The sequence below is a fragment of the Micromonospora sp. HK10 genome (assembly GCF_000982955.1).
GTDB lineage: Bacteria > Actinomycetota > Actinomycetes > Mycobacteriales > Micromonosporaceae > Micromonospora.
Map to the genome: position 1 here is coordinate 1 of NZ_KQ058760.1, position 24,009 is coordinate 24,009.

Genomic DNA, 24,009 nt, shown 5'->3' on the forward strand with positions numbered 1-24,009 from the left:
CGGCGGCCGGCCGAGCGGGCGGCGGCCGAGCGCGGCCGGGCGTCGAGCCGCGGCCGGACGGTCAGTCGCCGAGCAGGGCCGCCCGGACCTCGTCCCAGATCTCCTCGCTGGCCGCGACCAGCAGACCGCGGCCCTCGTCCGCCGGGTGGTAGTCGGTGCCGTCGAAGCGCCGCGCCACCCCGCCCGCCTCCCGGACCAGCGTCGCGCCGGGGACGTGATCCCACGGCAGGGTGCGCCAGAAGAGCACGAACTGCTGCTTGCCGGTGAGGATGTCGAGGTACTCCCGGCCCGCGCAGTGCTGGCCGGGCAGCAGCTCGCCGATGCGGGTGCCGCCCGCCGACACGCTCCGCCGGGCGTCCGGCGGCAGGAAGCGGGTCATTGCGGTGCCCCGCAACGCGCCGACCTCCGGCTGCGCCCCGGTGGTGCGTACCGGCGTCCCGTCCAGCCGGGTGCCCGACCCGGCGCGCGCGACGGCCATCGTCCCGTCCAGCGGGTCGTATACCCAGGAGGCCACCGGCACCCCGTCGGTCAGCAGCGCGACCATCAGGGCGAACGGCCGCCGGCCGGCGGCGAAGTTGGAGGTGCCGTCGACCGGGTCGACCAGCCAGACGTCGCCGTCGCCGCGCAGGTGGCGCAGCAGGTCGGGGTCCGCGGCGACCGCCTCCTCGCCGACCACCACCGAGTCGGGGCGCAGCTGGCGCAGCCCTGCGGAGATCAGCTCCTCGGCGTCACGGTCGGCGACGGTGACCACCTCGCCGGGTGCCTTCTCGGAGATGTCGGCATCGTCGAGCCGCCGGAACAGCGGCACCACGATCTCCGCCGCGGCCTGTCGCAGCAGCGCGTCGACATCGTCCAGCAGCTGGTCAGCCACGCGGCGGCAGCTTGACCACGCTGACGAAGAACTCGTCGATCTGGCGGACCACCGAGATGAAGCGCTCGAAGTCCACCGGCTTGGTCACGTAGGCGTTGGCGTGCAGCTGGTAGCTGCGCAGGATGTCCTCGTCGGCCTGCGAGGTGGTCAGCACCACCACCGGGATCCGGCAGAGCTGCTCGTCCTTCTTGATCTCCTCCAGCACCTCGCGGCCGTCCCGGCGGGGCAGGTTCAGGTCGAGCAGGATCAGATCGGGGCTCACCGCGTCCGCGTACTGGCCCTCCTGCCGCAGGTACGCCAGCGCCTCGGCGCCGTCGGAGACGACCGTGAGGCGGTTGCGGAGCTTGTGCTCCTCGAACGCCTCCTGGGTCATCAACACGTCACCCGGGTCGTCCTCGACGAGCAGGACCTCGATCGGGCTCTTGCCGTCTGCCGGCGCGGTCATCCCACCGTCTCCTTCATGCCACCGGTTGTACCGTGTCCGGCCGCCCCCTCGGGCGGTTCCCCGCCTTCCGCGTGGTCGGCCTGGGCGCCGACGGGCGCCGACCGAAGGGTGTCATCCGCGCCGTCGCCGGTCGTCACCGGCTCCCCGCTCGGCTCCGCACCCGCCTCCGGCTCGGCCGCCGCCCGGGCCCGCTCGACGTCCTCGGGCAGCGCGGGGAGGGTGAACCGGATCGCGGTGCCCTCGTCGAGGCCGGTGTCCACCCAGACCCGGCCGCCGTGGTACTCCACGATCTTCTTGACGATCGCCAGGCCGATCCCGGTGCCCGGGTACGCGTCCTTGGCGTGCAGCCGCTGGAAGATGACGAAGATCTTGTCGGCGAACTCCGGCTCGACCCCGATGCCGTTGTCCCGGCAGCTGATCTCCCACTCGTCGTCGACCAGCCGGGCCGACACGTGCACCTTCGGCGCCACGTCCGGCCGGCGGAACTTGATCGAGTTGCTGACCAGGTTGGCCAGCAGGTTCGTCAGCAGCGGCTCCTCGCCGCGGATCACCGGCAGCTCGTCCCAGCTCAGCTCGGCGTCGCTGTACTGGCGGGCGGCCTCGGTCTGGCCGGCCACGTCACCCATCACCTTGTTCAGGTCGACCTCGGTGAAACCGGTGGTGAGGCGGCCGATCCGGGAGAACGCGAGCAGGTCGTTGATCAGCCGCTGCATCCGCTGCGCGCCGTCCACCGCGAACGCGATGTACTGGTCGGCGCGCTCGTCGAGCTGGCCGGCGTAGCGGCGCTGGAGGAGCTGGCAGAAGCTGGCCACCTTGCGCAGCGGCTCCTGCAAGTCGTGCGAGGCCACGTAGGCGAACTGCTCCAGGTCCCGGTTGGAGCGGGTGAGCTCCTCGGCCTGCTTCTGGAGCTGGCCGTTGACCCACTCGATCCGCTCCCGGGCCTCGCGGACCTCGTCCAGCTCCCGGGCGATCTTCTGGCGCATCAGGTCGATGTCGTCGGCGAGCCGGCGGAACTCCGGCGGCCCGGACCCCTCGATGCGGTGCTGGTAGTCGCCGGCGGCGACCTCCCGCACCTGGCCGACCAGGCCGGCCAGGGGCCGGATCAGGATCCGGTCCAGCGAGAGCAGCATCACCGCACCGGCGACCGCCACCACCAGCGCCGCGATGATCAGCAGCACCACGAGGACGTTGCTGGTGTCGTTCACGTCGGCGGCGGTCTGCTGCCGGACAATCAGGATCTCGTTCTGGAGCTTGTCCACCGCGACCCGGATGCCGTCGAACCGCTGCCGGGTCTGTTCGGTGATCAGCGCCCGGCCGGCGGCCGGGCCGCTGCGCTCGGTGGTGTTGATCACCGGCGCGGCGACGTCACGCCGCCACTGCGCGGCCTGCTGCTCCACGACGGCCAGCTCGCGCAGCACGTCCGGGTAGTCGCGGGCCAGCCCGCGCATCTCGGCGACGGTGTCCCGCTCGCGCTTCAGGCCGTCCTCGTACGGCGCCAGGTCCTTGCGGTCCCCGTTCACCGCGTACCCGCGGATCGAGGTCTCCTGGTCGAGCAGGGCGCTGAGCAGCTCCTGCGCCTGCACCCGGAGCGGACCGGTCTTCAGCAGGACCGCGTCGATGTTCTGCCGGTTCTTCGCCGCCAGGGTCGCCTCCGCGGCGGCCAGCCCGAGCAGCAGCACCAACACCACGCTGAGCAACGCGACGACCCGCCGCCGCAAAGTCCAACCCCGCTGGTACGCCTGCACCGAACCACCTTCCGACGACTGGGCGGATGTCGTCGCGCTCCTCGTGCTCACCGGCCACCGCCGCGGGTGACCAGCAGCATGGCGACATCGTCGGCGAGCGGGCCGCCGTTGAGCTGCTCGGCCCGGCCGACGAGCCAGGCGGGCAACTCGGCCAGCGAGACCGCCCGGCTGGCCGGGTCGGCCAGCAGCTCGGTCAGCCCGGACACGTCGAGCCGGTCGTCGCCGCTGCCCACGCGCCCCTCGATCAGGCCGTCGGTGTACATCAGCAGGGACCAGTCCTCGGTCTCGAACTCCAGGTCGAACGCCACCGGCCGGCGCGGCCGTACGCCCAGCAGCAGGCCGCCCCGGGCCGGCACGGGGGCCACCCGCCCGCCGGCGAGCAGCAGCGGCGGCGGATGACCGGCGAGCCGCACCGTCGCCCGGTTGTCCGCCAGGTCGAGCCGGGTGGTGGCCACCGTGGCGAAGATCTCCTGGAGCCGCCGCTCGCTCATCAGCACCTGCTCCAGGGCGGGCAGCACCTCCTCGTCCGGCACGCCTGCCAGGATCAGCGCCCGCCAGGCCACCCGCAACTCGACGCCGAGGGCCGCCTCGTCGACGCCGTGGCCGCAGACGTCACCGACGATCAGGTCGATCCGGTCCGGCCGGGTCTGCACCACGTCGAAGAAGTCGCCGCCGATCAGCGCCGCGTGCCGGCCGGGGCGGTAGAAGGTGTGCACCGCCACCTGGTCGGTGGTCATCAGCGGCTGCGGCAGCAGGCCGCGCTCCAGCCGGGCCGACTCGGCCTGGCGCAGCTCCACCTCGCGCAGCCGGCGGGCGTTCTCGTCGGCCCGCTTGCGTTCCACGGCGTAGCGCAGGGCCCGGGTCAGCAGTACCCCGTCGACCTGCCCCTTGACCAGGTAGTCCTGCGCGCCCTCGGCGACCGCGACGATGCCCAGGTGCTCGTCGGAGCGGCCGGTCAGCACGCAGACCGCCGCGCCGCTGGCCATGTCCAGCACCTGGCGCAGGCCGTCCAGTCCCTGCGCGTCGGGCAGGCCCAGGTCGAGCAGGACGCAGTCGACCCCCATCACCCGCTGGCGGGCCTCGCTGAGGCTGGTGGCGACGAGCAGGTCGATCATCGAGTTGGTCTCGGCGAGCAGCTCGCCGACCAGGAAGGCGTCGCCCTCGTCGTCCTCGACCAGCAGCACCCGCAGCCGCTCGCCGGGCGGCACGCTCGCGTAGTGCCCGAAAGCGGCCTGCGGCACCACGGCGGCGCCGGGCAGACCGGACCCCCGCTGCGGTCGGGTCACCGCCGCGAGACGCGGGAGTTCGCTGGTGATGTCGGGCTCCTTCCGAGTGCCCTGCTGATCCTGTATCAGGCAACGGCCGCACACAACACGACAGATACCGGAACGGGCCGCACCGATAACGACCCACCCGCCGGACAGCGACCGGGCCGGGTTCCGATGTTACGCGGCCGGCCCTGTCGGGCCCGGAACGCACCGGCCGACCGGGGGCTGCCGCGGCCCGCCGCCCGGGGTGCAGGATGATCCCCACCCCGACCCATCCCCGAGGAGTTCCCGTGGGCGTACCCCCCTCCCGCCCCGCCGACCGGGCGCTGGCCCGGCCCCGCAGGCGGCCGCTCGCCGCCCTCGCGGCGCTCGTCGCGCTCCTCGCCGTCGGCGCGGGCGTCCTGGTCGACCTGGCCACCCCGGCGCCGCGCCCGGCGGACGCCCCGGCGGGCCAGTTCAGCGCCGAGCGGGCGTACCAGAACGTGCGGGTCATCGCGACGCGACCGCACGTGGCCGGCAGCGCCGCCAACGACGAGGTCCGCGAGCACCTGGTGGGCGTGCTGCGCGGCCTCGGCCTGGAGACCGAGGTGCAGGACGCCGTCGCGCCGGAGGCCGGGCAGCTCAGCGGGGCGGCCGGCGGGGCGACGGTGGCCCGGGTCCGCAACGTGGTGGCCCGGCTGCCCGGCACCGCCTCGACCGGGCGGGTCTTCCTGGTCGCCCACTACGACTCGGTGCAGTCCGGGCCGGGCGGCAACGACGACGCCGCCGGCACCTCCACCATCCTGGAGGTGGCCCGGGCGCTGACCACCGGTCCGCGCCCCCGCAACGACGTGGTCTTCGTGCTCACCGACGCCGAGGAGGCGTGCCTCTGCGGCGCGGCCGGGTTCGCCGCCGACCACCCGCTGGCCCGCGACGGGGGCGTGGTGCTCAACCTGGAGGCGCGCGGCGCCACCGGCCCGGTGATCATGTTCGAGACGTCCCGGAACAACGCGAAGCTGGTGGACGTCTTCGGCCGGGCCGCGCCGCACCCGGTGGGCACCTCCTTCGCCGTGGAGATCTACCGGGCGCTGCCGAACGACACCGACTTCACCGCGTTCCTCGACCACGACTTCGTCGGCCTGAACTCGGCGTACATCGACGGCGGGGCGATCTACCACACGCCGCTGGACACCCCGGCGGCGATGGACCGGGGCAGCCTGCAGATGCACGGCGACAACGCGCTCGGCCTGGCCCGCGAGTTCGGCCGGACCGACCTGCGGCAGCTGCGCTCCGGCCACGACGCCACCTACTTCCCGGTGCCGGGCGGGCTGGTCCGCTACCCCGGCTGGCTGACCCTGCCGCTGGCGCTGGCCGCCCTGGTGGCGGTCGGCGCGCTCGGCTGGCTGCTGCGCCGCCGCGGCCGGGCCAGCGCCGGCCGGCTCGCCGCCGGCGTCGGGCTGACCCTGGTGCCGATCGTCGTCGCCCCGCTCGGCGCGTGGCTGCTCTGGACCGCGATCACCACGGTCCGCCCGGGGTACGCCGAGCTGCTCGACCCGTACCGGCCGGTCTGGTACCGGCTGGCCGTGGTGGCGCTCGCCGCCGCGGTCCTGTTCACCTGGTACGCGCTGGCCCGCCGCCGGGTCGGTCCGGCCGCGCTGACGTTCGGCGGGCTGGCTTGGCTGGCCCTGTTCGGGGTGCTGCTCGCCGTGCTGGTGCCCGGCGGGGCGTACCTGACCACGCTGCCGGCGCTGGCCGGCGCGCTCGCCGGCCTGGCGGCGCTGGCCACCCGGCTGGAGGGCCCGTGGCCGGTGGTCGCGGTGACCCTGGCCGGCGCGGTGGCCGTGGTGGTCCTGCTGCCCCCCGTGGTGCTGCTCTTCCCGGCGCTCGGCATGGCGATGGGCGGGGTGGCCGCGCTCGTCGCGGTGCTGCTCGGCCTGGCCGTGCTGCCGGTGGTCGACCTGCTGCATCCGCAGGCCGGCGGACAGCGCGGCCTGGTCGCGCTGCGGGCCCGCCGGCTGGGCGCGCTGCCGGCCGGCGCCGCCGCGCTCGCCGCCGTGGTGCTCGCCGGGGTCGGCCTGGCGGTGGACCGCTTCGACGCCGCCCATCCCGTGCCGACCCACCTGATGTACGCCCTGGACGCCGGCACCGGCGCCGCCCGCTGGCTCAGCCACGAGGACGCCCCGCAGCCGTGGACCGACGGGTACGTGGGCGGCCGCACCGACGTCTCCGCCGACTTCCCCGGTCTCGGCGACGGCGAGCTGCGCGCCGGCCCGGCCCCGGCCGCCGACGTGCCCGCCCCGAAGCTGGAGACGCTCGCCGACACCCGCAGCGGCGACCAGCGGGTGCTCCGGCTGCGGGTGGTCCCGCAGCGGACGGTACGGCTGCTCACCCTGCACGTGGAGACCGCCACCGCCACCGTCCGGTCGGCGACGGTGGCCGGGCGGGACGTGCCGGTCAAGGCGCGCGACGGCCGGTGGGGTTTCGGGGTCGTGTTCCACGCCCCGCCGCCGGAGGGCGTCGAGGTGACGCTCACCCTCACGCCGCGGGCGGACCGGGTGAACCTGCGGGTCATGGACGCCAGCGACGGCCTGACCGGGCTGCCCGGCTTCCGGCCCCGCCCCGCCGACGTGGGCGTGGTCGGCTCGCACAGCTCCGAGATGTTCGCGGTGGCCCGGACGTACCCGCTCTGATCCCGGCCGGCCGGGGTCAGCCGGGGCGGCCGCGGAGCGCGGGACGGTTCGGCGGCGCGGCCACCGCGTCGCCGACCACCACGCCGGTCAGCACCAGCGCGACGAAGCCGGCGACCAGCACCGGCGGCCAGCCGCCCGCCCAGGGCGTCACCGCCGCCAACGCCAGCAGCCAGGGCAGCCGCCGCCACGGGGGCACGCCCAGGACCCGCTGGATGAACAGGCTGCGCCCGACCAGGACCAGCGCGGGCCCGCCGAGGAGCAGGACCAGCCAGCGTCCCGGCGTGTCCCCGGTAGGCCGGCCGACGACCAGGTCGAACGCCGCGGCGGTGCAGACGATGCCGGAGAGCATGAGCAGGTGGGTGTACGGGGCCAGCCGGGCCGCCCGCCGCACCAGCGGCGGGGTGGTGGACGCCACGATGGTCCCGGCGCGCAGCACGTAGATCTGCCAGAGCAGCAGCATGACGAGGAAGGCGGCGAGGAAGGCGGCCGACCGGGCGCGGGTGAACTCGGCGGTGTTGATCCGCAGTGTCGGCACCAGGACGATGTCGCCGAGCGCGAGGATGATGAACTGCTGGTACCGCTCGGCCAGGTGCTCGCTCGTCTTCTCGTACTGGGCGAGCGGCACCCGGCCGAGTCCGGGCGTCGGGTAGCGGGCCGCGGCCGAGACGTAGTCGACCACCACCGCGACCGACCAGAGCGCGGTCCGGGCCGGCCCGTGCAGCAGCGCGCCACCTAGCCAGAAGACGCTGGAGGCCAGGAACCAGAAGAGGAACCGGGCCGCCCGCTGCTGGGCCCGGTGCCGCCGCCGGTGCAGGACGCTGACCAGCACCAGGCCCCGGAACAGGTGCGGGATCACGTACCCGCCCGCGAAGATCAACGAGTGCGGGTCGGCGGCCAGCGCCGACGCCATCACCAGGGCGCCGAACATCGTCACCATCAGGACGCTCTGGATCGGCCGCCGGTCCGGGTCGTAGAAGTCGGTGGTGGTCGAGGTGATCGACCAGGTCCACCAGATCGCCATGAGCATGACCGCGTCCAGCCAGGCGCCCGCCCACGAGTGCTGTTCGGCGATCCGCATCGAGGCCGCCGCCAGCGCGGCCACGAACACCACGTCGAAGACCAGTTCCAGCAGGGTGGCCCGGGTCGACGTCTCCGGCCGGCGCACCAGTTCGCTGCTGCCTCCGGTCGTCATGCCCGGCCTCCCCACCGCCCGCCGTCCCGCCGCCCGCCGTCCCGGTCGACGCTGGCAGCGGGGCGTGCGCCGGGCGGCCGGCCGTACGCGCCCCTGCCAGGATTATCGCCGCCGGCGGCGGCGCCCCGGCCGCATCCGACTACTTCCAGCGGAAGTGGACGAAGAGGCGGCCGAAGTTCTTCGAGTCCTTCTCGACCCGGTGGTAGAGCTGCTTCACGTCCTTCTGGTCGAGGAAGCGCAGCACCTTCTTCTTGAGCTGGCCGGAGCCCTTCCCCGGGATGATCTCCACGAGGGTGGCCTTCTTCGCCACCGCCTCGTCCATGATCCCGCGCAGGGCCCGGTCGATGTCGTGGCCCCGGTTGTAGATGTCGTGGAGATCGAGCTTGAGCTTCACCAGCCCATCGTAGAGACGGCGAAGGGCAGCCCGCCGGGCTGCCCTGTCCGTTTCGTACCCTCCTGGGGGGTCAGCGACCGCTGCCGACCTTTTCCTCCACCCGGCGCAGCGCCGTGGTGTAGTCGGTGTTGGTCGAGTACATGGCCGCCGCGATGCGCAGGTGCCGCAGCGCGTCGGCGGGCCGGTTCATCCGCTCCAGCGTGCGGCCCAGCACGTGGTGCGCGTAGTGGTCGCTCGGGTCCCGGTCGACCAGCTCGCGCAGCTGCTCCTCGGCCCGGTTGAGCTGGGCCGACTGGAAGTACGCCCGGGCCAGCAGCTGCCGCACCGAGGAGTTCCCGGGCTCCGCCTCGACGATCGGCTCGAGCAGCCGGGCCGCCCCCGTCGGGTCACCCGCTTCGAAGAACATGGTCGCCCGCCGGTAGTCCGCCAGAAGATCCACTCGAACCCACCTCCTCGTGTCGCACCGCCTAGTCCGACGCTGACACAACACTGGGCGTACCGCGAGTGTTCCTCCGGTGGAAGTTGCCGCCTCAGGGCGTCGGGTCGTACCGGTCGCCGACGAGGTCCCAGGCCCGGACACCGCCCACGATTCCGGCCGTGTTGGGCACCACCACGACGTCGTCGCCCATCCGGGCGAGCTGTTCCGGCCGGATCAGCCGGGAGTTGCCGCCGCCCAGGTATAGCCGGTCCCACCGGAAGACCGGCCGCAGCCCGTCGACCACCTGCCGGATCCGCCGGGACCAGAACGCGTCACCGAGCCGCCGGCGTTCCGGCTCGCCCACGTACTTGTCGTAGGTGGTGTTCCAGCGCACCGGCGCGTGCGACAGCTCCAGGTGCGGGGCGAGCACCCCGCCGTCGAAGAGCGCGCTGCCCAGCCCGGTGCCGAGGGTCAGCACCAGTTCGCAGCCGGTCCCCGCGACCACCCCGGCGCCGTGCACCTCGGCGTCGTTGAGCACCAGCGCCGGCACCCCGAACGCGTCGGCGAGGGCGGTCCGCGCGTCGTAGCCGGACCATTCGGCGAGCAGCGCCGGATCAACCTTGCTGCGCGGCCCGGACCGGGTCACGTAGTGCGGGGTGGCCACCACCACGCCGTGCCGGATCATGCCGGGCATGCCGACCGTGAGCCGGTCCGCCGTGGGCAGCCGGCCGCCCAGGTCCAGCAGCGTTTTGACGAAGAGCGCGGGCGGCAGGGGGTACGGCGTGGGGACGCGCAGCGGTCGGGCCCGCATGGTCCCCGCGGCGTCCAGCACGGAAGCCTTGATCCCGCCGCCACCGCAGTCGATCGCCAGAGTGGTCACCACGGCTGTGAGTCTCCCTCACCCGGGTTGCTCGCAGCGCCCCGGTTATCCGATTCGCCGCGGGCCGCCCCGGCGGTAGTCTCGATCTCCTGATGAGCGCCACACTGATCGCCAAGGACCTCACCGCTGGGCACGGCGACCGCCTCCTCTTCACCGACCTGGACCTGGTCGTCGCCCCCGGCGACGTGATCGGGCTGGTCGGGGTGAACGGCGCCGGCAAGTCCACGCTGCTGCGTACGCTCGCCGGGCTCCAGCCGCTGGAGCAGGGCTCGGTGGCGTTGAACCCGCCCGCCGCCACCGTCGGCTACCTGCCGCAGGAGCCGGAGCGGCGGCCCGGCGAGACGGTCCGCGACTTCCTGGCCCGGCGTACCGGGGTGAACGCGGCGCAGTCCGCGCTCGACGCCGCCACCGGGGCGCTGACCGCCGGCGCCGCGGGCGCCGACGACGCGTACGCCACCGCGCTGGAGCGCTGGCTGGACCTGGGCGGCGCGGATCTGGACGAGCGGGCCGAGCAGGTCGCCGCCGAGCTGGGCCTCACCGTCGACCTGGACCACCCGATGACCGGCCTCTCCGGCGGCCAGGCGGCCCGGGCCGGGCTCGCCTCGCTGCTGCTCAGCCGCTACGACATCTTCCTGCTCGACGAGCCCACCAACGACCTGGACCTGGCCGGGCTGGACCGGCTGGAACGCTTCGTCACCGGGCTGCGCGCCGGGACCGTGCTGGTCAGCCACGACCGGGAGTTCCTGACCCGCACGGTCACCCGGGTGCTGGAGCTGGACCTGCACCAGGGCCGGGTCAACCACTTCGGCGGTGGCTACGCGGCCTACCTGGAGGAGCGCGAGGTGGCCCGCCGGCACGCCCGCGAGGAGTACGAGGAGTACGCCGACACCCGGGCCGGCCTGGAGGCGCGGGCCAGGATGCAGCGGGCCTGGATGGAGAAGGGCGTGAAGAACGCCCGGCGCAAGGCCACCGACAACGACAAGGTCGGCCGCAAGTTCCGGGCCGAGTCCACCGAGAAGCAGGCGGCCAAGGCCAAGCAGACCGCGCGGCTGATCGAGCGGCTGGAGGTGGTCGAGGAGCCCCGCCGGGAGTGGGAGCTGCGGATGGAGATCGCCGCCGCGCCCCGCGCCGGCGCCGTGGTGGCCTCGCTGCGCGGTGCGGTGGTACGCCGCGGCGGCTTCACCCTCGGCCCGGTGGACCTCCAGATCGACTGGGCGGACCGGGTGGCGATCACCGGGACGAACGGCTCCGGCAAGAGCACCCTGCTCGCCGCGCTGCTCGGCCGGCTGCCGCTGGACGAGGGGCACGCGGCGCTCGGCCCCGGGGTGGTGGTCGGCGAGGTCGACCAGGCCCGCGGGCTCTTCCTCGGCGATCAGCCCCTGCTGGACGCCTTCGGCGCCGCCGTACCGGAGCTGGCCCCGGCCGATGTGCGGACGCTGCTGGCCAAGTTCGGCCTGCGGGCCGACCACGTGCTGCGGCCGGCGGCGACCCTCTCTCCCGGCGAGCGGACCCGCGCCGCGCTGGCCCTGCTCCAGGGGCGCGGGGTGAACCTGCTGGTGCTGGACGAGCCGACCAACCACCTGGACCTGCCGGCGATCGAGCAGCTGGAATCGGCGCTGGCCGGCTTTCCGGGGACGCTGCTGCTGGTCACCCACGACCGGCGGATGCTGGACACGGTGAGCGTGAACCGGCGGCTGCGCGTCACCGACGGGCGGATCGCCGAGGGCTGAGCCGTGCCGACCGGGTCGCGCCGGGTGAGAATGACGCCATGCTCAAGTGGGAGTACGCGCTGCTGGTCCGCCGCCGCCAGCCGGCCACCACCGACCTCGGCTGGGAGGTCGTCTTCATCTGGTACGGCCCGGACGGCTCGATGGTCGACGTCACCCCGTACGGGGACACCGCGCTGGCCCACCTGAACCGGGCCGGTGACCAGGGTTGGGAGCTGGTCGCGATGAGCGAGGACCCGTCCCTGCCGGGCAACAACGAGTTGCACCGGTACCACCTCAAGCGGCCGAAGGCACCGGCTCCCCAGCCGCGCCAGCGGATGCGCGGTGCGGGCCGGACCGCCCGCCGCACCATCGCCGGCTGACCCGGACCACCCGCCCGCACCACCGCCGGCTGACCCGGAGCGCCCGCCCCCGTCGCCGGCTGACCCGGACCGCCCGCCCGGTCGCCGGCTGACCCGGCGCAGCAAGCGGACCGCCAGGCCGCGCGGTGGCCGCGCAACGCGCAGCGTCCCCGAGCGCGCACGCGTGCTGAGCCCACCCCCAGTTCGGCCCGGAAGTCGGCCCAGCCGGCGCCAGGCGCGCGGTAGCGCGGCGTTGTCCCGGCCAGCCCTCACGCCCGGGCGCGTCCCCTCCTGACCGACACACCGCTCATGAGCGATATGCCTCTCCGGCATGAATATGCCGGAGAGGCATATTCATCTCTGGCATGTCACCGGCCCACGGACCGCGATCGCTCACCGGCGGGCGATAAGAGCCACCCCACAGCCGCGGCCCGGCTTTCGAACCGCGACCGCACAGCGGCAGGCGACACGGGCCACCCGCAGCCACGGCCCCCGCCCCCGAACCGCGACCGCACAGCGGCAGGCGACAAGAGCCACCCCGCAGCCACGGCTCCCGCTCCCCAACCGCGACCGCACAGCGGCAGGCGACAAGAGCCACCCCGCAGCCACGGCCCCGGCTCGCTGGCCGTGGCCGCACAGCGGCAGGCGACTGGGGTCACTGCGCAGCCGCGGCCTGCGGGGCAGGGCAGGCATACCGGGCGGCGATCCGGGTATCGCGCCGCCCGGAGGTGGCGCATGGTGGTGATGGCGCATTCGGCACCGTCGGCCGAGCGGCTGGCCGTGGCCGACGGGTTCCTCGCCGACGCGTGGGCGGACCTGGCCGCGCACGACGACCGGGTGCGCGGCCTCGGCGTCGAGGTGCGCTTCGACCGGGGCGTCGCGCACCTCAGTGGCGAGGTCACCGACCCGGCCGAGCTGCGGCTGGTCCGGGATCTGGTGGGTCGTCTCGCCGGCGTGCTGGGCGTGTGGTGCCGGGTGGGTGTGGCCGGGCGGGCGCCGGTGGTGGTGGACCTGGGTTGCGGGGCGACCAAGCAGTGGCCGGGCAACCTGGGGCTGGACATCTATCCGGCGCCGGGGGTGAATGCCGTGGCCGACCTTTCTGGCTCGCTACCCCTGGCCGACGACTCGGTCGACGTCTTCTTCGCGGTGCACATCCTGGAGCACCTGATCGACTTCCTGCCGCTGCTCGACGACTGCCACCGGGCGCTCCGGCCGGGCGGTGTGCTGCACGTGATGAGCCCCTGGTGGCGGCACGTCAACGCGGTGGCCGACCCGACCCACGTGCGGCTGCTGGACGTGCAGACCGTCAAGGGCATCTGCGGTCAGCGCCCGCCGGGCACGCCGCGCTGGTACCCGCTGCACGTCGGCTGCGACGGTGCCTCCATCTTCGCCGACCTCACTCCCCTCCCGCCCGACGCCCCACCCCCGTCCAAGGCCCACCTGGCCCGCTTCTTCGACTAACCCCACCCCACCCACCTGTCGCCCACCGCCGCACCCCCCTTCGCCGTTGATCATGAAGTTATTGACGCCCGGGAGATCATGTGCGCCAACAACCTCAGGATCAACGAGGCGGGCCGGGGGGCGGGAAGAGCGGGGAGCGCGGGGAGAACGGGGAGAACGGGGAGAACGGCGAGCGCAGGGAGGGAGAACGCGAGGGCGGGCGGGGTCAGGGGTGGGCGGGGGCGGATTCGCGGAGGGCGAGGCGGTGCGGGGCGACCAGCTCGCGGGGCGGGGCGTCCCGATCGCCGTCGAGGCGGCCGGCGAGCAGTTCGACGGCGAGGCGGGCGATCCGCTCCTTGTCCGGGGCGACCGTGGTCAGGGTGGGGATGGAGAAGCGGCCGTCCTCGATGTCGTCGAAGCCGGCCACCGCCACGTCGGCGGGCACCCGTAGGCCGGCCTCGTGCAGGGCGCGCAGGGCGCCCAGGGCGAGGGTGTCGTTGAAGCAGAAGACGGCGTCGGGGCGTACGCCGGTGGCCAGCAGGTGCCGGATGGCGGCGGCGCCGTCCGCGCGGTGCCAGGCCGGCGCGGGCGCCACCAGGCGCTCGTCGTAACCGATGCCGGCGTCGGTCAGCGCCTCGGCGTAGCCGGCCAGGCGGAGCCGGGCGCTGGCCCCCTCGGCGGTGCGCTGCGAGCCGATGGCGGCGATCCGGCGGCGGCCGAGGCTGATCAGGTGGGCGGTGGTCTCCCGGGCGGCGGCCACGTTGTCGACCATCACGTGGTCGGCCGGCGCGTGGTCGACGCGCTCGCCGAGCAGCACCATCGGCGTGCCGTGCAGCCCGGTCAGGTCGTCGGCGCTGAGTGCGAGCGGGCTGAAGATGAGCCCGTCGATCAGGTGGTCGCCGATCCCCCTGGCGGCCTTCCGCTCCTGCTCGGGGCCGCCGCCGGTCTGGTCGATCAACACCGTCCAGCCGTGGTCGGCGGCGGCGCTGACCACGTGTCGGGCCAGCTCGGCGAAGTACGGGATGTCCAGCTCGGGCACGGCCAGGGCGATCACGCCGGTCCGGCCCTTGCGCAGGTTGCGCGCGGACAGGTTGGGCCGGTAGTTCAGCTCGGCGATGGCCTGCTCGACCCGGGCCCGGGTGTCCGGCCGGACGTGCTGGTAGCCGTTCACCACGTTGGAGACGGTCTTCACCGACACTCCGGCCCGTTCCGCGACGTCCTTGAGCCTGTGCCGCACTGAGCTTCCCTCCGGGTGGCTGCTGCGCCGCACTCTACCGCGTCACGACGATATAACGACCCCTTTACATCGTTGCTTACAACGTTGTAGAAACCAGGGACACCCGGTGGCCCAGCTCACCGAGCCAGTACCGAGGAGAGGGTGGCACCGTGCCCGACGCGCAGTTGACGATCGACCCGGCGTTCCGGATCGGGCCGGCGGACCGCCGGCTCTTCGGTTCCTTTGTGGAGCACATGGGGCGTTGCGTCTACGGCGGCATCTACGAGCCCGGGCACCCCACCGCCGACCCGCACGGCTTCCGCCGGGACGTGCTGGAACTGACCCGGGAGCTGGGCGTCTCGGTGGTCCGCTACCCCGGCGGCAACTTCGTCTCCGGCTACCGCTGGGAGGACGGCATCGGACCGGTCGGCGACCGGCCCCGCCGGCTCGACCTGGCCTGGAAGACGATCGAGACCAACGCCTTCGGGCTGGACGAGTTCATGAGCTGGGCGGCCGAGGCCGGGGTCGAGCCGATGATGGCGGTCAACCTGGGCACCCGGGGCGTCCAGGAGGCCTGCGACCTGCTCGAGTACGCCAACCACCCGGGCGGCACGCAGCTGTCCGACCTGCGCCGCAAGCACGGCGCCGAGCAGCCGTACGGGGTGCGGCTGTGGTGCCTCGGCAACGAACTGGACGGGCCATGGCAGGTCGGCCACAAAACCGCCGAGGAGTACGGCCGGCTCGCCGCCGAGACGGCCCGCGCCATGAAGCTGGTCGACCCCTCGATCAGCCTGGTCGCCTGCGGCAGCTCCAACCGGGGGATGCCGACCTTCGCCTCCTGGGAGGCGACCGTGCTGGAACACACCTACGAGCACGTCGACTACATCTCCGCCCACACCTACTACGACCCCTCGGACGGCGACCGGGCCAGCATCCTCGCCTCCGCCGTGGACATGGACGCCTTCATCACCGAGGTGACGGCCACCGCCGATCACGTCGGGGCCAAGCTGCGGCAGCGGCGCCGGCTGAAGATCTCCTTCGACGAGTGGAACGTCTGGTACCAGTCCCGCATGCAGGCCGACCTGGACCGGCGCGGCTGGGTGGAGGCGCCGGCCCTGATCGAGGACGACTTCACCGCCGTCGACGCGGTCGTGGTCGGCGACCTCCTGATCACCCTGCTCCGGCACGCCGACCGGGTCGGCGTGGCCTGCCAGGCGCAGCTCGCCAACGTGATCGCCCCGATCCGGACCCGCGACGGCGGCCCCGCCTGGCGGCAGAGCATCTTCCACCCGTTCGCCCTCACCGCCCGGCACGCCCGGGGCACCGTGCTGCGCACCGAGCCGGTCGGCCCGACCTACGAGACGAAGCGGTACGGCGACGTGCCGGTGCTGGACACCGTCGCCGTGCACGACGAGGAGACCGGCGACCTGGCCGTCTTCGCGGTCAACCGGGGCCAGCGGGACCTCCCGCTCGACCTCGACCTGCGCGGGCTGCCCGGCCTGCGCGCCGTCGCGCACACCACCCTCACCGCCGGGGCCGACCCGGCGGCCCGGAACACCGAGGCGGAGCCCGCCCGGGTGACGCCCCGGGAACTCACCACCCCCACCCTCGACGGCGGCCGGTGCTCCGTGGCGCTGCCCGCCTGCTCCTGGAACCTGCTGCGGTTCGCGCCTCAGCCGTGACCAGGCAATACCGCATCCCGTCCCCCAAGGAGTAAGCATGATCCAGAACGAGATGAGCCGGCGACGGCTGCTCGGCCTCGGCGTCGGGCTCGGCGCCGCGGCCACGCTCTCGCTGGCCGGCTGCGGCGGCGGCAGCGCCACCACGTCCACCGGCGCCGGCAACGGCGGCAAGGACTACACGGGGCCGAAGGTCGACCTGAAGCTGTGGAACGGCTTCACCGGCGGCGACGGTGACATCTTCAAGAAGCTCGTCGAGCAGTTCAACACCGAACACCAGAACATCGCGGTCAGCGTGGTGACCTACGAGTGGCAGGACTACTACAGCAAGCTGCCCGGCGCGGTCTCCAGCGGCAACGGACCGGACATCGCGGTCATGCACATGGACCAGCTCGCCACCTTCGCGGCCCGTGGCGTGATCATGGAGCTGGACGACGTGGCCAAGACCCTCGAGCTGAGCGAGGGCGACTTCGCCCCCACGGTCTGGAAGGGCGGCCTCTACCACGACAAGCGGTACGGCATCCCGCTGGACATGCACCCGCTCGGCCTCTACTACAACAAGGCGGTCCTGCAGAAGGGCGGCCTGGACCCGAACAAGCCGCCCACGACGCGGGACGACTACACCGCGGCGCTGACCGAGCTGAAGAAGGCCGGCGTGCAGGGCTTCTGGGTCAGCCCGTTCCAGTTCACCGGCGGCATGACCTTCTACAGCCTGCTGCACCAGTGGGGCGGCAGCCTCTTCGACGCCGAGGTGGCGAAGGCGACCTTCAACACCGACCCCGCCGTCGAGGCGTGCACCTGGCTGGTCGACATGATCAAGCAGGGCTACTCGCCGGCCAACGTCGGCCAGGACGCCGACTACCTGGCCCTCAAGAGCGGCAAGAACGCCTTCAACTGGAACGGCATCTGGCAGATCAACGACCTGAAGAAGAGCCCGGACGTGCAGTGGGGCGTCGCGCCGCTGCCGCAGATCGGCAGCCAGCAGGCCGCCTGGGCGAACTCGCACAACTTCACCATCGTCAAGCAGCGCACCGCCAACGACAACAAGGTGTCCGGGGCGAAGGTCTTCATCAACTGGCTCAGCCAGCACTCCCTGGACTGGGCCAAGGGCGGCCAGATCCCGGCCCGCAAGGCGGTCCGGGAGGGTGCCGAGTTCAAGGCCCTGCCGGAGATCAGCGCGCTCGCCCCCGAGCTGGAGTACGCGGCGTTCCCGCCGGCCGCGCCGGGCCTCGGCGAGGTGATGACCACCTTCTACAACTCCTTCAACGAGGCGGCGCTGGGCAAGAAGTCGCCGAAGCAGGCGCTGGACGACGGCGTGGCCAAGGCGAACAAGCAGCTCGAGGACAACCGCAAGAAGTACGGGAGCTGATCCGCCGTGGCGGACGTGATCGAGGCCGGGGCGGCGCGTGACGACGCGTCGCCCCCGGCGGGGCGGACCGGGCGGCGGCGCGGCGTCACCGAGCGGGGACACCGGGCCACCCCGTACCTCTTCCTCGCGCCGTACCTTATCCTGTTCCTGGTCTTCGGCCTGGCGCCGATCCTCTTCGGCGCCTGGATCAGCCTGCACCAGTGGGACCTCCAGCTGCCCAACCGTCCCTTCGTCGGGCTCGGCAACTACCGCGACCTCTTCTCCAGCGACTCGGCGATCTACGGCGACTGGTGGTCCAGCGTCCGCGCCACGGCGATCTTCACGGTGTTCTCCGTGCCGCTGCTGGTGGTCGTCCCGCTCGGGCTGGCGCTGCTGCTCAACCGGTCCTTTCCCGGGCGGACCTTCTTCCGGGCCGCCTTCTTCGCCCCGTACGTCCTCGGCGTCGCGGTGATCGGCCTGCTCTGGCGCTTCCTGCTGGACGCCAACCTCGGCCTGGTCAACCGGCTGCTGGGCGTCGTCGGTCTGCCCTCGGACACCCCCTGGGTGACCGACGTGCCGTGGGCGTGGGTCTCCCTGGTCGGTGTGACGGTCTGGTGGACCTGCGGCTTCAACGCGGTGATCTACCTGGCCGGGCTTCAGGACATCCCGGCGGAGCTGTACGAGGCGGCCCGGGTGGACGGCGCGAACGGCTGGGACCGGTTCCGGCACGTCACCCTGCCCGGGCTGCGGCCGGTGCTGCTCTTCGTGCTCACCACGACGATCCTCGCCTCGGCGAACGTCTTCGGGCAGTCGTTCCTGATCACCCAGGGCGCACCGGGCGAGCAGACCCGCACGGTGGTCTGGCGGATCGTCGACGAGGGGCTGCGCGACTACGACGCGGGCCGGGCGGCCGCGATGAGCGTGCTCTTCGCGCTCATGCTGGCCGTGGTCAGCATCGTCAACTTCCGGCTGTTCCGCTACCGGGAAGACTGAGGGGGCCACCATGACGACCGTGCGCCGGGTCGGGCGTTACGCCGTGCTGATCGGGATCACCGCGGTGTTCGTGACCCCGCTGGTGTGGATGCTGCTCACCTCGCTGAAGACGTACGCCGACGCGCAGCGGGACCCGCCGAGCTGGCTGCCGGACCCGTTTTCCAGCTACGGCTACGACCAGATCGTCCACAACACCGCCAACCCGGTGCTGCGCTGGTTCGTCAACAGCATGCTGGCGGCCAGCCTGCACACCCTGCTGGTGCTGGCCACCGCGTCGATGGCCGGGTACGCCCTGGCCCGGCTGCGGTTCGCCGGCCGGCGGCTGAGCTTCGCGTTGATCGTCGGGACGCTCTTCCTCCCGCCCACCTCGCTGATCATCCCGAACTTCGTGATCGCCGAGCGGCTGGGCTGGATCGACACCCTGACCGTGGTGGTGGTGCCCGGCGCGGCGAGCGCGTTCGGGGTGTTCTTCCTGCGCCAGTTCTTCCTCTCCATCCCGCGCGAGCTGGAGGAGGCGGCGGTGCTGGACGGGGCGAACCACTGGGCGGTGTTCACCCGGGTGCTGCTGCCGCTGTCGAAGCCGGCGCTGGCCACCCTGGCGGTGCTGTCGTTCCTGACCAACTGGAACGACTTCCTCTGGCCGGTCTACGTGCTGTTCAGCCCCGAGCGGCTGACCCTGCCGGCCGGGCTCGGCCTGCTTCAGGGCGCGTACGTGACCGACTACCCGGTGATCATGGCCGGCGCGGTGCTGGCCAGCGTGCCGGTGCTGATCCTCTTCGTGTTCGCCCAGCGCCACGTCATCCAGGGCGTCTCGCGCAGCGGCCTGAAGGGATGACCGGACCCGGACGGCGGCGGGCCGGCGCGGCGGCGGCCGTCACCGCCGCGCTGCTCGCCGCCGGCTGCGCCGGCGAACCCACCCCGTCGAGTACGCCGGAGGACAACCGCGTGTTCACCAATCCGGTCATCCGGACCGACGCCCCCGACCCGCAGGCGATCCGGGTCGGCGAGACCTGGTACCTGGTGCACACCAACTCGGGCGGCCGCAACGTGCCCGTGCACACCTCCCCCGACCTGGTGGCCTGGACCGCGGCCGGTGACGCCCTGCCGGAGCTGCCGGCCTGGGCCGACCCGGGCCGGACCTGGGCGCCGGAGCTGATCCAGCTCGCGCCGGACCGGTTCGTCCTCTACTACACGGTGGCCGACCGGGCCTCCGGGCGGCAGTGCCTCGGGCGGGCGGTGGCGGCCACCCCGCTGGGTCCGTACCGGGACGACTCGACCGGCCCGCTGGTGTGCCAGGCGGAGCTGGGCGGGTCGATCGACGCCAGCCCGTACCGGGACACCGACGGCACGCTCTGGCTGTTGTGGAAGAACGACGGCAACGCCATCGGGGTGGACACCTGGCTCTGGTCGCAGCGGCTCAGCGACGACGGCCTGCGCCTGGTGGGCACGCCGACGAAGCTGCTCAAGCAGACCGAGCCGTGGGAGGGCAGCCTGGTCGAGGGTCCGTTCTTCCACCGGCACGACGGGCGGCTGCACCTCTTCTTCGCCGCGAACGCCTACGACCGGGCGACCTACGCGGAGGGCTACGCGGTCTGCGCGGGACCCACCGGGCCGTGCGTGAAGGCGGCGGAGAACCCGATCCTGCGGTCGAACGAGGTCGCCTCCGGTCCGGGGCACGCCTCGATGGTGGAGCAGGACGGCCGCACCTGGTTGCTCTACCACGCCTGGCCGCCGGGCCAGGAGGGCAGCACCGACCCGGGCCGCCAGGTCTGGCTCGACGAAGTGGTGTGGAGCGACGGCAAGCCGGTCGTCAAGGGTCCCACCCAGGGCCCGCAGCCCCGCCCCTGATTTCGTACCGGAGCCGGAGAGCGACCGGGCCGCGGCGGGCGATCCGGTCGGTCTCCGGCGACGACTCACACGCCGGCGCGCTCGCCACCGGTCGGCGCGGCGGTCTCGCGGCGGGCGAGGCGGTTCTTCCGGTATCCGTACCCGAAGTAGATGATTCCGCCGAGCAGCATCCAGGCGAGGAACCGCAGCCAGGTCTCCACCGACAGGTTCAACATCAGGTAGAGGCAGGCCAGCGCGGAGATGATCGGCAGCACCGGCGAGAACGGCACCGTGAACGGCCGCTCCAGCTCCGGACGCCGCCGGCGCAGGATCGGTACCGCGATCGAGACCAGCACGAAGGCGCAGAGCGCGCCGATGCTGACCAGGTCGGCCAGCGCGGAGAGGGGCAGGAAACCGGCGAGCAGGGCCACGCCGACCGTCATGATCGCCGAGATCCGGTACGGGGTGCCCCAGCGCGGGTGCACCTTGGCGATGGCCGGCGGGATGAGCCCGTCCCGGCCGATGGCGAAGCCGATCCGGCCCATGGCCACCAGGTCGACCAGGATCACGCTGGTCAGGCCGGCGACGGCCGCGATGGAGACCAGGACGGCCGCCCAGTCGGCGCCGACCGCCTTGAAGGCCGACGCGATGGGGGCGCCCTCGTCGATGTCGGTGTAGCGCACCATGCCGACCAGCACCAGCGAGACGCCGATGTACAGCACGGTGGAGATGCCGAGCGTGCCGAGCAGGCCCAGCGGCAGGTCGCGGCGGGGCTTGCGGGTCTCCTCGCCGAGGTTCGCCACGGCCTCGAACCCGGTGTACGCGAAGAACACCACGGCGGCGGCGGTGAGCACCCCGGCGAAGCCGAAGACCGACGGCTCCAGCCCGAACAGCGCCTGGGTGACCGGCTGCCGGATGCCGTCCTCGCTGCCGCCGGCCGGCTCGGCGGTCGGGATGAACGGGCCGAGGTTGGCGGCCTTCACGAAGAACGCCCCGGCGACCACGATGAACACGCAGATCGCGACCTTGACCAGGACCAGCAGGTTGGTCACCCGGGCGGACTCGCGGATGCCGACGATGCCGATCGCGCCGAGGATCAGCACGATGGCGATCGCGCCGAGGTTGACCACGCTGCCCTCCTCGGCGAACCAGGCGCTGGGCAGGTTGAACAGTTCGGCGAGGTAGCCGGACCAGCCGCGGGCCACCACCGCCGAGCCGAGCGCGAACTCCAGCAGCAGGTCCCAGCCGATGATCCAGGCGACGATCTCGCCCATGGTCGCGTACGCGTAGGTGTAGGCGCTGCCGGCGGTCGGCACGCTGGACGCCAGTTCGGCGTAGCAGAGCGCGGCGAGCAGCGCCACCGCGCCGGCGATCGCGAACGAGATCACCACGCCCGGGCCGGCGTGGTTCTTCGCCTCGATACCGGTCAGCGTGAAGATGCCGGTGCCGATCACGATGCCGATGCCGAAGCCCATCAGGTCGATCGCGCCGAGGCGGCGACGCAGCCCGGGCCGGCCGTCCTCGCCGTCGGCCGCACCCTGGGCGAGCACGTCGCGGATCGGCTTGGTCCGCAGAACCGACATGGCCACCTCCCACCCTGCGACCACCAGGGCGGCGGTCCGTGCCCGGGCAGCTACCCCGGCCCTCCACCGGTTAATCGGATACGGAAGGTATCGAACAGGTCACGAATCGGGGTGGGCCCCGCCGCGCCCTCGGATGTTCGGCCCGACCTGCGCATCGATCCGTCACGAGGTCTTGCGCCGCCTCCGGATTGATGAAATTTTCCTACCAGGGACAGATATCGTGCGGCGAATCTTGCCGGATGCGCCGGACGTCCACCATCACCCGACACCGCCCACCGTGAGCCCCAACGAAGGGACCGCACCGCATGAAGGCAACTCGGCTCAGAGCCGCCGGGCTGGCCGTGGCACTGCTCGGCACGCTCGTCGCCGCCGCCCCCGCCAGCGCCGCGGAGCGCGACACGGCAACCGATTCCACCACCACCTGCGTCACCGACCCGGCCGTCCCGAAGCGGCAGTTCCGGGCCATGTGGATCGCCTCGGTGACGAACATCGACTGGCCCAGCAAGGATTCCTGGACCGCCCCGGACCAGGTCGCCAAGCAGAAGGCCGAATACCTGGGCTGGCTCGACCTGGCCCAGAAGCTCAACCACAACGCCGTCGTGGTCCAGGTCCGCCCGACCGCCGACGCGTTCTGGCCCTCCCCGGTCGAGCCCTGGTCGGAGTACCTGACCGGAGTGCGCGGCCAGGACCCGGGCTGGGACCCGCTGGCCTTCCTGGTCGAGGAGTCGCACAAGCGCAACCTCGAGTTCCACGCCTGGATGAACCCGTACCGGGTGTCCATGCCGGCACCCGGCGGCGCCGGCGCCGACATCAGCAAGCTCGCCCCGAACCACCCGGTGCGCCAGCACCCGGACTGGGTGTTCGCGTACCCGCCGGCCGGGGTCGCCGGCAGCCGGCTCTACTACAACCCCGGCATCCCCGAGGTCCGCGAGTTCGTCCAGACCGCGATGATGGACGCCGTCAAGCGGTACGACATCGACGGCGTGCACTTCGACGACTACTTCTACCCGTACCCGAGCGGCACGTACCAGTACCCGGACGACGCCACCTTCGCGGCGTACAACCGCGGCTTCACGGACCGGGCCGACTGGCGGCGGGACAACATCAACCTGCTGATCCAGGAGATGGGCGCCAAGATCAAGGCGGCGAAGCCGTGGGTGAAGTTCGGCGTCAGCCCGTTCGGCATCTGGCGCAACAAGTCCGCCGACCCGAACGGCTCGGACACCACCGGCTCCCAGTCGTACGACATCATCTCCGCCGACACCCGCAAGTGGGTCAAGGAGGAGTGGATCGACTACATCGTGCCGCAGCTCTACTGGTACATCGGGCAGTACCCGGCCGCCGACTACGCCCGGCTGGTGCCGTGGTGGGCGGAGACCGTGCGCGGCACCAACGTCCAGCTCTACATCGGCCAGGCCGACTACAAGAGCGGTGACCCGGCGTACGGGTCGTTCTGGATGAACCCGCAGGAGCTGTCGAACCACCTGACGCTCAACCGGTCGTACCCGGAGGTGCTCGGCAACGTGCACTTCTCCGCGGTGCAGGTGCGGGCCAACCGGCTCGGCGCCACCGACATCTACGCGGCCGAGCACTACTCCCGCCCCGCGCTGGTGCCCACCATGTCGCAGCTGCCGTCCCGGCCGCTGCTGTTCCCGGTGGTCACCGGGGCGCAACGGCAGGACGACGGGATCCGGCTGAACTGGCGGCAGCCGGCGAACGGCAAGGGCCCCTTCGGCACCGCCACCAGCTACGCGATCTACCGCTTCGACGGGGTCGTCGCCGCCGACGCGTGCGACTTCGCCGACGCGTCCCACCTGGTCGCCTCGGTGCGCGGCACCGACGACGCCGTGCAGTCCTGGGTGGACACCACGGCTTCGGCCGACACCCGGTACACCTACTACGTGCGGGCCCTGGACCGGTCCTGGAACGAGGGCCCGGTCGGCCCGGCGCGGGTCGTGCGCTGACCCACCGGC

At 72.9% G+C, this 24,009-nt stretch carries 19 protein-coding genes and 1 pseudogene; 10 read left to right on the forward strand and 10 right to left on the reverse strand.

What is annotated here, in order from left to right; translation table 11 throughout:
* Positions 1-61: 61 nt before the first annotated feature.
* The 4 genes from LQ51_RS09710 to LQ51_RS09725 are packed head-to-tail and all read right to left on the reverse strand — an operon-like array spanning position 62 to position 4,347.
* Complete coding sequence (locus tag LQ51_RS09710) at positions 62-871, reverse strand: inositol monophosphatase family protein (RefSeq protein WP_046564391.1); 810 nt, start codon at positions 869-871, stop codon at positions 62-64.
* Complete coding sequence (locus LQ51_RS09715; RefSeq protein ID WP_046564392.1) at positions 864-1,316, reverse strand: response regulator; 453 nt, start codon at positions 1,314-1,316, stop codon at positions 864-866. The genes LQ51_RS09710 and LQ51_RS09715 overlap by 8 nt, the downstream gene beginning before the upstream one ends.
* Positions 1,313-3,061: a sensor histidine kinase gene (locus LQ51_RS09720; RefSeq protein ID WP_046564393.1), complete on the reverse strand. Its 1,749-nt coding sequence runs from the start codon at positions 3,059-3,061 to the stop codon at positions 1,313-1,315. Before LQ51_RS09720 ends, LQ51_RS09715 begins: the two co-directional genes overlap by 4 nt.
* 47 nt (positions 3,062-3,108) lie before the next feature.
* Entirely contained in the window at positions 3,109-4,347 is a 1,239-nt protein-coding gene (locus LQ51_RS09725) for a PP2C family protein-serine/threonine phosphatase (RefSeq protein WP_369799833.1), read from the reverse strand.
* A 272-nt stretch (positions 4,348-4,619) separates the two neighbouring features.
* Here LQ51_RS09725 and LQ51_RS09730 point away from each other — a divergent pair, with 272 nt between their 5' ends.
* The gene (locus tag LQ51_RS09730) at positions 4,620-6,998 is read left to right on the forward strand and encodes a M28 family peptidase (protein ID WP_046564394.1); all 2,379 of its coding nucleotides are present in this window, start codon (positions 4,620-4,622) and stop codon (positions 6,996-6,998) included.
* A gap of 16 nt (positions 6,999-7,014) precedes the next feature.
* Here the strand turns inward: LQ51_RS09730 and LQ51_RS09735 are convergent, their stop codons facing one another.
* The 4 genes from LQ51_RS09735 to LQ51_RS09750 all read right to left on the reverse strand — a co-directional run bounded on the left by LQ51_RS09735 (position 7,015) and on the right by LQ51_RS09750 (position 9,885).
* On the reverse strand, positions 7,015-8,190 hold the full coding sequence (locus tag LQ51_RS09735; protein WP_046564395.1) for a low temperature requirement protein A: 1,176 nt from the start codon (positions 8,188-8,190) through the stop codon (positions 7,015-7,017).
* 139 nt (positions 8,191-8,329) lie between these two features.
* On the reverse strand, positions 8,330-8,584 hold the full coding sequence (locus tag LQ51_RS09740) for a Smr/MutS family protein (RefSeq protein ID WP_046564396.1): 255 nt from the start codon (positions 8,582-8,584) through the stop codon (positions 8,330-8,332).
* 70 nt (positions 8,585-8,654) lie between these two features.
* The gene (locus tag LQ51_RS09745) at positions 8,655-9,023 is read right to left on the reverse strand and encodes a tetratricopeptide repeat protein (RefSeq protein ID WP_046564397.1); all 369 of its coding nucleotides are present in this window, start codon (positions 9,021-9,023) and stop codon (positions 8,655-8,657) included.
* Positions 9,024-9,114: 91 nt separating this feature from the next.
* Positions 9,115-9,885, reverse strand: a complete 771-nt coding sequence (locus LQ51_RS09750; RefSeq protein WP_046564398.1) for an ROK family protein — start codon at positions 9,883-9,885, stop codon at positions 9,115-9,117.
* An 89-nt stretch (positions 9,886-9,974) separates the two neighbouring features.
* Between LQ51_RS09750 and LQ51_RS09755 the strand changes: the two genes are divergently transcribed.
* From LQ51_RS09755 to LQ51_RS09765, 3 genes and pseudogenes are all read left to right on the forward strand, one after another.
* Positions 9,975-11,612, forward strand: a complete 1,638-nt coding sequence (locus LQ51_RS09755; protein ID WP_046564399.1) for an ABC-F family ATP-binding cassette domain-containing protein — start codon at positions 9,975-9,977, stop codon at positions 11,610-11,612.
* A 38-nt stretch (positions 11,613-11,650) separates the two neighbouring features.
* Positions 11,651-11,896, forward strand: a pseudogene (locus LQ51_RS09760) (hypothetical protein); the annotation flags it as partial.
* A gap of 789 nt (positions 11,897-12,685) precedes the next feature.
* Positions 12,686-13,411, forward strand: coding sequence for a methyltransferase domain-containing protein (locus LQ51_RS09765; RefSeq protein ID WP_046564401.1), 726 nt, complete (start codon positions 12,686-12,688; stop codon positions 13,409-13,411).
* Positions 13,412-13,616: 205 nt separating this feature from the next.
* On the opposite strand, the gene LQ51_RS09770 is transcribed toward LQ51_RS09765, so the two are convergent.
* Entirely contained in the window at positions 13,617-14,627 is a 1,011-nt protein-coding gene (locus LQ51_RS09770) for a LacI family DNA-binding transcriptional regulator (protein ID WP_046564402.1), read from the reverse strand.
* 149 nt (positions 14,628-14,776) lie between these two features.
* On the opposite strand from LQ51_RS09770, the gene LQ51_RS09775 reads away from it, so the two are divergent.
* From LQ51_RS09775 to LQ51_RS09795, 5 genes are read left to right on the forward strand one after another with little or no spacing between them, the layout of a single operon-like run.
* Complete coding sequence (locus LQ51_RS09775; protein WP_046564403.1) at positions 14,777-16,288, forward strand: arabinosylfuranosidase ArfA; 1,512 nt, start codon at positions 14,777-14,779, stop codon at positions 16,286-16,288.
* A 37-nt stretch (positions 16,289-16,325) separates the two neighbouring features.
* Positions 16,326-17,654 carry an ABC transporter substrate-binding protein gene (locus LQ51_RS09780; RefSeq protein WP_046564404.1) on the forward strand — a complete coding sequence of 443 codons (1,329 nt, stop codon included), beginning with the start codon at positions 16,326-16,328 and terminating at the stop codon, positions 17,652-17,654.
* A gap of 6 nt (positions 17,655-17,660) precedes the next feature.
* Positions 17,661-18,626: a carbohydrate ABC transporter permease gene (locus tag LQ51_RS09785; protein WP_046564405.1), complete on the forward strand. Its 966-nt coding sequence runs from the start codon at positions 17,661-17,663 to the stop codon at positions 18,624-18,626.
* 10 nt (positions 18,627-18,636) lie between these two features.
* Positions 18,637-19,461, forward strand: coding sequence for a carbohydrate ABC transporter permease (locus tag LQ51_RS09790; protein WP_046564406.1), 825 nt, complete (start codon positions 18,637-18,639; stop codon positions 19,459-19,461).
* On the forward strand, positions 19,458-20,474 hold the full coding sequence (locus tag LQ51_RS09795; protein ID WP_046564407.1) for a glycoside hydrolase family 43 protein: 1,017 nt from the start codon (positions 19,458-19,460) through the stop codon (positions 20,472-20,474). The genes LQ51_RS09790 and LQ51_RS09795 overlap by 4 nt, the downstream gene beginning before the upstream one ends.
* 65 nt (positions 20,475-20,539) lie before the next feature.
* On the opposite strand, the gene LQ51_RS09800 is transcribed toward LQ51_RS09795, so the two are convergent.
* A complete protein-coding gene (locus LQ51_RS09800; RefSeq protein ID WP_046564408.1) occupies positions 20,540-22,036 on the reverse strand; it encodes an amino acid permease in 1,497 nt (498 codons plus the stop codon).
* Positions 22,037-22,341: 305 nt separating this feature from the next.
* Here LQ51_RS09800 and LQ51_RS09805 point away from each other — a divergent pair, with 305 nt between their 5' ends.
* Entirely contained in the window at positions 22,342-24,000 is a 1,659-nt protein-coding gene (locus tag LQ51_RS09805; protein WP_046564409.1) for a glycoside hydrolase family 10-like protein, read from the forward strand.
* Positions 24,001-24,009 lie beyond the last annotated feature (9 nt).